5 protein-coding genes are annotated in these 12503 nt (G+C 34.3%); 3 read left to right on the forward strand and 2 right to left on the reverse strand.

The genetic code is table 11. The features are described 5' to 3' along the window. Positions 1 to 41: 41 nt before the first annotated feature. The 3 genes from rpoB (at position 42) to AB8B52_RS12290 (ending at position 8802) form a co-directional block, all read left to right on the forward strand. Entirely contained in the window at positions 42 to 3854 is a 3813-nt protein-coding gene (gene rpoB / locus AB8B52_RS12280) for a DNA-directed RNA polymerase subunit beta (RefSeq protein WP_406028531.1), read from the forward strand. A gap of 102 nt (positions 3855 to 3956) precedes the next feature. Beyond that, positions 3957 to 8258, forward strand: a complete 4302-nt coding sequence (gene rpoC / locus AB8B52_RS12285) for a DNA-directed RNA polymerase subunit beta' (RefSeq protein ID WP_406028533.1) — start codon at positions 3957 to 3959, stop codon at positions 8256 to 8258. A 226-nt stretch (positions 8259 to 8484) separates the two neighbouring features. Continuing rightward, positions 8485 to 8802 (forward strand): DUF3467 domain-containing protein, encoded by a 318-nt coding sequence (locus tag AB8B52_RS12290; RefSeq protein ID WP_406028535.1) that lies wholly within the window; start codon positions 8485 to 8487, stop codon positions 8800 to 8802. A 907-nt stretch (positions 8803 to 9709) separates the two neighbouring features. Here the strand turns inward: AB8B52_RS12290 and AB8B52_RS12295 are convergent. After that, a complete protein-coding gene (locus AB8B52_RS12295) occupies positions 9710 to 9940 on the reverse strand; it encodes a (4Fe-4S)-binding protein (protein WP_406028537.1) in 231 nt (76 codons plus the stop codon). A 140-nt stretch (positions 9941 to 10080) separates the two neighbouring features. After that, positions 10081 to 11670 carry a peptide chain release factor 3 gene (locus AB8B52_RS12300; protein WP_406028539.1) on the reverse strand — a complete coding sequence of 530 codons (1590 nt, stop codon included), beginning with the start codon at positions 11668 to 11670 and terminating at the stop codon, positions 10081 to 10083. Positions 11671 to 12503 lie beyond the last annotated feature (833 nt).

The raw sequence follows: 12503 nt of genomic DNA on the forward strand, positions 1-12503 counted from the left end.
TATGCATTTTTAGTTTTTATTTTATTAAATCTCGTTCATCAATGTTAGCAAAAAAGGCTGAAAGAATTAATTTCTCTTCTATTGTAAATAGGACAGATTACCCAGACTTTTTGGATATCCAAATTAAATCCTTTCAGGATTTTTTCCAATTAGAAACAAAGTCAGAAGAAAGAGGTACTGAAGGTTTGTACAACACCTTCATGGAGAACTTCCCAATCACAGATACGCGTAATCAATTCGTACTAGAATTTTTAGATTATTTTATCGATCCACCTAGATATTCTATAGAAGAATGTATCGAAAGAGGATTAACATACAGTGTGCCTTTAAAAGCAAGATTGAAGTTGTATTGTACAGATCCAGAACATGAGGATTTCGAAACAATCGTTCAAGATGTATATTTAGGAACTATTCCTTACATGACTCCAAGTGGTACGTTTTGTATCAACGGTGCTGAGCGTGTAGTAGTCTCTCAATTGCACAGATCACCAGGTGTATTCTTTAGCCAATCTTTTCATGCTAACGGAACTAAATTGTATTCTGCAAGAGTAATTCCATTCAAGGGGTCTTGGATAGAATTCGCTACAGATATCAATCAGGTGATGTACGCTTACATTGATAGAAAGAAAAAGTTACCTGTAACAACATTGTTTAGAGCTATCGGTTTTGAACGTGATAAAGACATTTTAGAGATTTTTGACCTTGCTGAAGAAGTGAAGGTTTCAAAATCTGGATTAAAGAAGGTAATCGGTCGTAAATTAGCTGCACGTGTATTAAATACATGGCACGAGGATTTCGTTGATGAAGATACTGGTGAAGTGGTATCTATTGAGCGTAACGAAATTGTATTAGATCGTGATACCGTTATTGATAAAGATAATATTGAAGAAATTCTTGAAGCAGAAGTAAAAACAATTCTTTTACACAAAGAAACTGCACAACAAGGAGATTACGCAATTATTCATAATACCTTACAGAAAGATCCAACAAACTCTGAAAAAGAAGCTGTTGAACATATCTACCGTCAATTACGTAATGCTGAGCCGCCAGATGAGGAAACAGCACGTGGTATTATTGATAAATTATTCTTTTCGGACCAACGTTACTCTTTAGGAGAAGTGGGTCGTTATAGAATGAATAAGAAATTACAGTTAGATATCGGTATGGACAAGCAAGTGCTTACCAAAGAAGATATCATAACGATTATAAAATATTTAATTGAATTAATTAACTCTAAAGCAGAGATTGATGATATCGATCACTTATCTAACCGTCGTGTTCGTACTGTAGGTGAGCAATTATCGTCTCAGTTTGGTGTTGGTTTAGCACGTATGGCACGAACTATTCGTGAGCGTATGAACGTTCGTGATAATGAAGTATTTACTCCAATAGATTTAATTAATGCGAAGACCTTATCGTCGGTTATTAATTCATTCTTTGGAACAAATCAGTTATCACAATTTATGGATCAAACGAATCCTCTTGCAGAGATTACGCATAAGCGTCGTCTTTCAGCTTTAGGACCAGGTGGTTTATCTAGAGAGCGAGCAGGTTTCGAAGTACGTGATGTTCATTATACACATTACGGACGTTTATGTCCTATTGAAACACCAGAGGGACCAAACATTGGTTTAATTTCATCATTATCAGTATTCTCTAAAGTAAACCCATTAGGGTTTTTAGAAACACCTTATAGAAAGGTAACTGATGGTGTAGTTGATATTAAGAATCCACCTATTTACTTAAGTGCTGAAGAGGAAGAAGCAAAACTTATTGCTCAAGCAACGGTAAAGGTTGATGCTAATGGAAAAATTTTACATGATAAGGTTATTGCTAGAATGGAAGGTGACTTCCCTGTAATCGAGCCTACAAAGGTAGATTATACAGATGTAGCACCAAATCAGATTACATCTATTTCTGCATCCTTAATTCCGTTTTTAGAACATGATGATGCCAACCGTGCATTAATGGGATCTAACATGATGCGTCAGGCAGTACCATTATTACGACCTGAAGCACCAATTGTAGGAACCGGTTTAGAGCGTCAAGTAGCATCAGATTCTAGAGTATTAATTAATGCTGAAGGAGCTGGTACTGTGGAGTATGTAGATGCTGAAAAAATTACGATTAAATACGAACGTTCTGAAGAGGAAGCAATGGTTAGCTTTGAAAGCGATACCAAAACGTATCCTCTAGTAAAGTTCAGAAAAACAAACCAAGGAACGTCTATTAACTTAAAGCCTATCGTTGAGAAAGGTGATAAAGTAGCTAAAGGACAAGTACTTTGTGAGGGTTATGCAACTGAAAACGGTGAATTAGCGCTAGGTAGAAATATGAAAGTAGCTTTTATGCCTTGGAAAGGGTATAACTTTGAGGATGCCATCGTAATTTCAGAAAAAGTGGTTAGAGAAGATGTATTTACATCGATCCATATTGATGAATATTCATTAGAAGTTAGAGATACAAAATTAGGTAATGAAGAATTAACTAATGATATCCCTAATGTGTCCGAAGAAGCAACAAAGGATTTAGATGAAAATGGAATGATTCGCATTGGTGCTGAAATCAAACCAGGTGATATTTTAATTGGTAAGATTACTCCAAAAGGGGAATCTGATCCAACACCAGAAGAAAAATTATTACGTGCTATTTTCGGAGATAAAGCAGGTGATGTTAAAGATGCATCGTTAAAAGCATCTCCATCACTTAATGGTGTTGTAATTAATAAGAAATTATTTGCAAGAGCTGTAAAAGATAAGCGCAAGAGAGCACAAGATAAAGAAGATATTGAAGCATTAGAAAATGCTTATGACAATAGATTCGACGATCTTAAGAACATGGTGGTTGAAAAATTATTCAACATCGTTAATGGTAAAACGGCTCAAGGTATTTATAATGATTTAGGAGAAGAGATTATTCCTAAAGGTAAAAAGTATACCTTAAAGATGTTGAATGCTGTAGATGATTATACGCATTTAACCTCTGGTAAGTGGACTACTGACGATCATACTAATGAAATGGTTGCGGATTTAATCCATAACTATAAGATTAAGGAAAATGATCTTCAAGGATCCTTAAGACGTGAGAAATTTACGGTTTCTGTTGGTGATGAATTACCAGCAGGTATCATTAAATTGGCTAAAGTTTATATCGCTAAAAAGCGTAAGCTTAAAGTAGGTGATAAAATGGCAGGTCGTCACGGTAACAAAGGTATTGTTGCACGTATTGTACGTCAAGAAGATATGCCTTTCTTAGAAGATGGAACTCCGGTTGATATTGTATTAAATCCACTTGGTGTACCTTCTCGTATGAATATCGGTCAGATCTACGAAACCGTATTAGGTTGGGCTGGTCAAGATTTAGGTAAAAAGTTCGGAACACCAATTTTTGATGGTGCAACTTTAGATCAAATTAATGCCTACACAGATGAAGCTGGTATTCCAAGATTTGGTCATACGTATCTTTATGATGGTGGAACAGGAGATCGTTTCGATCAACCAGCAACCGTTGGTGTGATTTATATGATTAAGCTTGGTCACATGATTGACGATAAAATGCACGCACGTTCTATAGGACCATACTCATTAATTACGCAACAACCATTAGGTGGTAAAGCACAATTTGGTGGACAGCGTTTTGGAGAGATGGAAGTATGGGCACTGGAGGCTTATGGAGCATCAAGTACCTTACGTGAGATCTTAACTGTAAAATCAGATGATGTTATTGGTAGAGCAAAAACTTACGAAGCAATCGTTAAGGGTGAGCCAATGCCAGAACCAGGACTTCCAGAATCGTTCAACGTACTTATGCACGAATTGAAAGGTTTAGGATTGGATATTAGATTGGAAGAATAATTTCGAAGAAATTATTCCGTAGGGACAGCTCGTGAGCTGTTCTAATAATCGCACAAAACACCGGACAAGTCTCGACTTGTCCCTACAACAACAAAAAAGAACATGGCAAGAAAACAAGATAAGAATACAATTCAGAAATTTAACAAAATTTCTATTGGTTTAGCATCGCCTGAGTCTGTTTTAGGCGCATCTCGTGGAGAGGTACTAAAGCCAGAAACTATTAATTATCGAACGCACAAACCAGAACGTGATGGTTTGTTCTGTGAGCGTATTTTTGGTCCTGTAAAGGATTTTGAATGTGCTTGTGGTAAATATAAAAGAATACGTTACAAGGGTATTGTATGCGACCGTTGTGGTGTAGAAGTAACGGAAAAGAAAGTACGTAGAGATCGTGTAGGACACATTAATTTAGTGGTGCCTGTTGCGCATATCTGGTATTTCCGTTCGTTACCAAACAAAATTGGTTACCTTCTTGGATTACCATCTAAGAAATTAGATATGATTATTTATTATGAGCGTTACGTGGTGATTCAACCAGGTATTGCTATGAACGCTGAAGGAGAACCAGTTCAAAAAATGGATTTCTTAACAGAAGAAGAGTATCTTAATATATTAGAAACGATTCCTCAAGAAAACCAATACTTAGATGATAAAGACCCAAACAAATTCATCGCTAAGATGGGTGCTGAGTGTCTTATCGATTTATTAGCACGTATAGATTTAGATCAATTATCTTATGATTTAAGACATAAAGCTAATAACGAAACATCTAAGCAACGTAAAACTGAAGCTTTAAAACGTTTACAAGTTGTAGAAGCGTTTAGAGATTCAAACTTAGTTAGAGAAAACAGACCTGAGTGGATGATTATGAAGGCTGTGCCTGTAATTCCACCAGAATTAAGACCTTTAGTGCCTTTAGATGGTGGTCGTTTTGCGACTTCAGATTTAAATGACCTTTACCGTCGTGTAATTATCCGTAACAACCGTTTGAAAAGATTGGTTGAGATAAAAGCACCAGAAGTGATTTTACGTAATGAAAAACGTATGTTACAAGAATCAGTAGATTCATTGTTTGATAACACACGTAAGTCATCTGCTGTAAAAACAGATTCTAACAGACCGTTAAAATCATTATCAGATTCACTTAAAGGTAAGCAAGGACGTTTTCGTCAAAACTTACTAGGTAAGCGTGTGGATTATTCAGCACGTTCTGTAATTGTTGTTGGGCCAGAATTAAAATTATTTGAATGTGGATTGCCAAAAGGTATGGCAGCTGAACTTTACAAGCCTTTTATTATCAGAAAACTGATAGAAAGAGGAATTGTAAAAACAGTAAAATCTGCTAAGAAAATTATAGACAGAAAAGAACCTGTAGTTTGGGATATTTTAGAGAATGTTTTAAAAGGACATCCAGTGCTTTTAAATCGTGCTCCTACGTTACACAGACTTGGTATACAAGCGTTCCAACCAAAACTAATTGAAGGTAAAGCAATTCAGTTACACCCATTAGTATGTACGGCCTTTAATGCCGATTTCGATGGTGACCAGATGGCAGTGCATTTACCATTAGGACCAGAAGCAATTCTAGAATGTCAACTATTAATGTTGGCATCACATAATATTCTGAATCCAGCAAATGGTTCTCCAGTTACCGTACCATCTCAGGATATGGTGCTTGGATTGTACTATATGACGAAACTTCGTGTATCAGATGAAAACTATACTGTAAAAGGTGAAGGTTTAACGTTTTATTCTCCAGAAGAAGTAACTATTGCCTATAATGAGAAACGTGTAGATCTTAATGCAGGTATTAAAGTAAGAACTTACGATTTTAACGAAGAAGGAGAACTTACGAAACAAATTATAGAAACAACTGTTGGTCGTGTACTATTTAATGAAAAAGTACCAGCAGCAGCAGGATATATAAATGAGGTATTAACCAAGAAATCATTAAGAGAAATCATTCATGGTATTCTTAAAAAGACGAGTGTACCTGAAACAGCCGATTTCTTAGATGAAATTAAAACACAAGGGTATAAGTTTGCATTCCAAGGTGGTCTATCATTTAGTTTAGGTGATATTATTATTCCAGAAGAAAAGCAAGGCATGATCGATGCTGCTAATAAGCAGGTTGATGGTATTATGGGCAACTATAATATGGGTCTTATTACCAATAATGAGCGTTATAATCAGGTTATTGATATCTGGACATCTACGAATGCAGAATTGACAGAACTGTCAATGAAGCGTATTAGAGAAGATCAGCAAGGATTTAACTCGGTGTTTATGATGCTAGATTCTGGTGCAAGGGGTTCTAAAGAACAGATTCGTCAGTTAACTGGTATGCGTGGATTAATGGCGAAGCCTAAAAAATCTACAGCAGCTGGTGGTGAAATTATTGAAAATCCAATTCTTTCTAACTTTAAGGAAGGACTTTCAATTTTAGAATATTTTATCTCTACGCACGGTGCACGTAAAGGTCTTGCAGATACGGCTCTTAAAACAGCAGATGCTGGTTACTTAACACGTCGTTTGGTAGATGTCTCTCAAGATGTTATTGTATATGAACAAGATTGTGGAACACTACGCGGAATCGAAGTGTCTGCATTGAAAAAGAATGAAGAGATCGTTGAAAATTTAGAAGGCAGAGTTGTAGGTAGAACATCACTTAATGATGTTTATAATCCTTTAACGGAAGAATTGATAGTAGAAGCAGGTGGTCATATCAATGATATAATTGCTAAGAAAATTGGTGATTCGCCATTAGATTCTATTGAGGTACGTTCTCCATTAACTTGTGAAGCTAAAAAAGGTATTTGTGTTAAATGTTACGGTCGTAACCTAGCTACTGGTAAAATGGTACAGCGAGGTGAAGCGGTTGGTGTTGTTGCTGCCCAATCTATTGGTGAGCCAGGAACTCAGTTAACATTGCGTACATTCCACGTTGGTGGTATTGCAAGTAACATTTCTGAAGAAAATAAATTAACCGTTAAGTTTGACGGTATTGCAGAAATCGAAGACCTTAAAACAGTTAAGACTAAAGATAGCGATGGAAACGAAGTTGATGTTGTTATTTCTAGAACGTCTGAATTAAAATTAGTAGATGTTAAAACAGGTATTGTTTTAAGTACAAATAACATTCAGTACGGTTCACATATTTTTGTGAAGCCAGGTACTAAGGTGAAGAAAGGTGATACTATTAGTCAGTGGGATCCTTATAACGGTGTTATTATTTCAGAATTTGCTGGTAAAGTGAAGTATGAAAACATCGAACAAGGAGTAACATATCAAGTTGAAATTGATGAACAAACTGGTTTCCAAGAGAAAGTAATTTCTGAATCTAGAAACAAGAAGTTGATTCCTACGTTACTTATTGAAGATGGTAAAGGTGAAACAATCCGTTCTTACAATTTACCTGTAGGTGCACACATAATGATTGATGATGGAGACAAAGTCGATATCGGAAAGATCTTAGTGAAGATACCACGTAAATCTGCTAAGGCAGGTGATATTACAGGTGGTTTACCTCGTGTAACAGAATTATTTGAAGCACGTAACCCTTCTAATCCTGCTGTAGTAAGTGCGATTGATGGTGTGGTTTCATTTGGTAAAATTAAGCGAGGTAATCGTGAAATTATTATCGAATCTAAATTAGGTGAGGTTAAGAAATACTTAGTGAAACTATCGAATCAGATTCTTGTACAAGAGAATGATTACGTTAAAGCTGGTATGCCTTTATCTGATGGTTCTATAACACCAAACGATATTCTTAACATTAAAGGCCCTTCTGCGGTTCAACAATATTTAGTAAATGAAGTACAAGAAGTATATCGTTTGCAAGGTGTGAAGATTAATGATAAGCATTTCGAAGTTGTTGTAAGACAAATGATGCGTAAAGTAAGAATCATTGATTCTGGTGATACTATTTTCTTAGAAAATCAACTCGTTCATAAATCAGATTTCATTGAGGAGAACGATAAGATGTTCGGTATGAAAGTAGTGGAAGATGCAGGAGATTCTGAAAATTTAAAGTCTGGTCAGATTGTTTCTGTTAGAGATTTAAGAGATGAAAATTCTAGCTTACGTAGAGAGGATAAGAACCTGGTAACAGCGAGAGACGTTAGTCCTGCTACAGCAACACCAATCTTACAAGGAATTACAAGAGCATCGTTACAAACTAAGTCGTTTATATCTGCGGCATCGTTCCAAGAAACAACAAAGGTTCTTAACGAAGCAGCTGTAAGTGGTAAAGTAGATACGCTTGAAGGTCTTAAGGAGAATGTAATTGTTGGTCATAGAATACCAGCAGGTACAGGTGTAAGAGAATATGAGCACATTATCGTAGGTTCTAAAGCAGAGTTTCACGAAATGATGAAAGCTAAAGAAGAGATGAACTTTAATTAAATGAGATTCAGATTTTATAAGCTGACACACTGAGCGTAGTCGAAGTGCAAAGGCGATATGAATTCTGTAAGTCGAATTTATCCCGAACTCGATTCGGGATCTCATCAATTTGAGAAGTATATAGAATAGAAATAAAAGCCTTCAAGTTAATAACGAGAGGGCTTTTTAATTTAAAAGAAACAATTAATTAGACTTCCATTTTCATGGAAGCGTAAATAAATTTACGATGGCAGACGAAAAAAAGAATCCTAAAAAAGGGCAGATAAACATAGAGTTAGATGAAAAAATAGCTGAAGGCACTTATTCTAACTTAGCAATCATTAATCATTCGGTTTCCGAATTTGTAGTGGATTTTGTGAGTATTATGCCAGGTACACCAAAGAGTAAAGTGAAATCTCGTATTATTTTAACACCACAGCATGCAAAGCGCTTGTTAAAAGCCTTAGGTGAGAACGTGGTACGTTTTGAAAAAGCCCATGGTGAAATCAAAGATTACGAGCAACCACCAATTCCTTTGAATTTTGGGCCAACAGGACAAGCTTAATGTTAAGAATTGGTTTTTGCTCGACATTTTTTTCGACGAGCAACCACCAATTCCTCTGAATTTTGGACCTACAGGACAAGCTTAATGTTAAGAATTGGTTTTTGCTCGACATTTTTTTTGACGAGCAACCACCAATTCCATTGAATTTCGGATTAATTGGACAAACGTAATTTTAAGATTAATTTTTGTTAGACATTTTTTTGACTAACAAGCAGTAATTATTTTGAAGTTGAGATCTAAATGACAGCCATTATAAATTTAGTTGGCTCTAGTTTTGTTAAGCATTGATTTTTTAATGAATTTAATTTTTAGAATCTTACAAGTTGAACTGAATTCAGAAAATTGAGTTATTCCCTTTAGTTGTAATGCCAACGAATGGTCAACAAAACTAACGCTTTGTCCCGTTAGGGACTTTATACAGGTAAAAAAAGCATCTTTCGCTGTAATCAAGTGTGCCTTTAGGTACACTATATATTGTATCTAAAGGCAGAATGATAAGTCCTAACGTAATGCACATGTTTTAATTTTATTTTGAATAGATGTGTCTAAAAGCCTAAATAATTTTATAAATTAAAATGATAGGCACAGAGGTTTTAATTTTATCAAATCCAACTAATTTTTAGAACTGTTTCATTTAAATAATCTTTAGAATAGTGTGATATATGTAAACTATATATTATTTAAAAACGATAGTTTTTTTCTATTACAATTTGATAATTTTAAGATATATTAGAGGTTAAATAAATTATGAGTAATGTAATTGTGTTGAATTGAATTAAAAACAGCTTAAAATAGCTTTAAAATAAATATTTCTATTTTCTAGTACAGAATAAGCTAAAAAACCTTTTAATTTTTTTAATTCAAAGGTTTTTTCTTTTCAATTTTATACACAATTAAAAAAATAGAGCTAGGCAACATCTTTTTGCTTCAGATGATACTGTAATGCTCCAGAAGGGCATTTTTTAATCTGATCAATCACAGCATCAGTTTGTGCTCCGTCTAAATCAATCCAAGGAATTACTGAAGTTCTAAATACATTTGAGAGTTGTTTAGCACAAATGCCTGCATTTGCACAACAGCGTGGTTCATAGGTAACCGTCATTTCAGCGTTGCTGAAAACGTTTGCGTTAATATCCATAATTAGTAGATTAGTTTGGGGTTAATCTTTCGTTGAAATTGTTTATTTCATATTAGCATTGCCTAAAGTATCGATTAAAAACGTAAAAATCGGCTAAAAAGCATATTTTTTTATTATTTTTCGATGAAATGCACGCTAAACTATTCAAATTCTGAAGTCATATGGAATTTGATACTCGGATATTTCTGTTGTGTCATTTGTAAAGTGAAGGTAGAATCAGCTAAAAACACCAGTTGATTTTGTTTGTCTCTCGCCAAATAGCGTTGTTTTACCCTTAAGAATTCTTTAAATTCTTCGCTTTTTTCATTTTTCGTTTCTACCCAACACGCTTTGTGGACGTTAAGATTTTCGTAAGTACATTTTGCGCCATATTCATGTTCTAAACGGTATTGGATCACCTCGTATTGCAGTGCACCAACTGTACCGATTACTTTTCTTCCGTTTAAATCTAATGTAAATAATTGGGCAACTCCTTCGTCCATTAATTGATCGATACCTTTATTTAGCTGTTTAGACTTCATTGGGTCTGCATTATTGATATATCTAAAATGCTCAGGGGAAAAGCTTGGGACTCCTTTATAATTTAGTACTTCACCTTCCGTTAGAGTGTCACCAATTTTAAAGCTACCTGTGTCTTGTAAGCCTACAATATCTCCAGGATACGAAATATCTACAATCTCTTTCTTTTCAGCAAAGAAAGCATTTGGACTAGAAAATTTCATTTTCTTATCGAGTCTTACATGGTGATAAGGAGTGTTTCTCTTAAATTCACCCGAAACAATCTTTATAAAAGCCAATCTGTTTCTGTGATTAGGATCCATATTAGCGTGTATTTTAAACACAAAGCCACTAAATTGGTTTTCATCTGGCTCTACTAAGCGTTCTTCACTTCTCTTAGGTCTTGGCTTAGGGGCAATCTCGATGAAGCAATCTAGTAGTTCTCGTACTCCAAAATTATTGAGCGCAGAGCCAAAAAATACAGGTTGTTGTGTGCCATTCAAATAATCAGCTTTGTTAAATTCAGGATAAATACCTGCAACTAATTCTATTTCTTCTCTTAGTGTATTGGCAGCAGTCTCGCCAACGAGTTGGTCTAATTCTGGTGAAGATAAATCCGAAATTTCAATCGTTTCTTCAATGTCTTTTCTACTATCTCCAGAAAATAAATTAATATTTTTTTCCCAAATATTATAAATGCCTTTAAAGTCGTAACCCATACCAATAGGAAAACTTAATGGCACTACTTTTAAACCCAATTTTTGTTCAATCTCGTCTAATAAATCAAAGGCATCTTTACCTTCACGATCCATTTTATTGATAAAAACGAGCATGGGTATATTTCGCATTCTACAAACTTCAACTAATTTCTCAGTCTGCTCTTCAACACCTTTAGCAACATCAATAACAACAATAACACTATCTACAGCAGTTAAGGTTCTAAAGGTGTCTTCAGCAAAATCCTTGTGACCAGGTGTATCGAGTATATTAATCTTAATACCATTATACTCAAAAGCTAAAACAGAAGTCGCCACGGAAATACCACGCTGACGTTCTATTTCCATAAAGTCACTCGTAGCACCTTTCTTAATCTTATTGCTTTTTACAGCACCAGCTTCTTGTATAGCACCACCAAATAGTAATAATTTTTCTGTAAGTGTAGTTTTACCAGCATCTGGATGCGAAATGATTCCGAAGGTTCGTCGTCTGTTTATTTCTTTTAAAAAGCTCATAATAATAGTTGAAAAAGCAGTGCAAATATATCACTAATAAGTTCAATTTATATGCGATATTAAATGTTTAATTTGGTGTTATCTAATGGTTTTAATAGATGCTTATATGAGATTGTATAGATTACTTATCTCATAAATTTAAAAATGATGATTAGTATCTTATTTGTTCTGTGTTATGTAGTTTTTACTTTGCGCAGATTGATAGTAGTATAGAGTTGTTTTTTTTTTTTATTAATTAAAAACACACCTTTATTTAGACATAATAATTTATTGAAATTTTTGAATGCTGTACATAGTTATATAACAAAAGGCTACTATTTTAAACGCTTAATCGTATTTTTATGTTTTTTAAAGGGTGATTTACAAACGACTAGTAATTTCATCAAATGAAAAAAATCTGATAATTATATTATTTATTGTCGATAATGTATTTGTTTTTTTCTTAATTTTACGTTAACAAAATTGGGGATTATTTTTTTTTGAAGTTGGTTAGTAGCAAATCTCTTCTCTATTATGATTTTTAAGCTTTAAATAAAAAAGCAAGGTGACTTAATACATCTTGGTTAAAATATATATGGTAAGAATTCAAATTAGCAATTGAATAGTCTTACTGAATTTTATTTATTTGCGTTTTGTTTGTAAAAATTAAATCGAATTTCGCATAAAATTGAATCATACATCAACTATATAATATATGAAAATCTCTACTCGATTCTCAAACTCGCAAACATATTATTTATTCGTAATGTTTGTGCTTCTAACATTCTTATCAGTAAAAGCCCAAACTAATGCACCAAGTATACAGACAGGTGTGTCTTTTCAGTGGAGTGATA

It is taken from the genome of Winogradskyella sp. (assembly GCF_045105575.1).
In the GTDB taxonomy this organism is placed as follows: domain Bacteria; phylum Bacteroidota; class Bacteroidia; order Flavobacteriales; family Flavobacteriaceae; genus Winogradskyella.

Excerpts from the sequence above, each read along its gene's own strand:
- rpoB (WP_406028531.1), top strand. The coding sequence starts at position 42 with ATGTTAGCAAAAAAGGCTGAAAGAATTAATTTCTCTTCTATTGTAAAT.
- AB8B52_RS12300 (WP_406028539.1), bottom strand. The coding sequence starts at position 11,670 with ATGAGCTTTTTAAAAGAAATAAACAGACGACGAACCTTCGGAATCATT.
- AB8B52_RS12295 (WP_406028537.1), bottom strand. The coding sequence starts at position 9,940 with ATGGATATTAACGCAAACGTTTTCAGCAACGCTGAAATGACGGTTACC.
- rpoC (WP_406028533.1), top strand. The coding sequence starts at position 3,957 with ATGGCAAGAAAACAAGATAAGAATACAATTCAGAAATTTAACAAAATT.
- AB8B52_RS12290 (WP_406028535.1), top strand. The coding sequence starts at position 8,485 with ATGGCAGACGAAAAAAAGAATCCTAAAAAAGGGCAGATAAACATAGAG.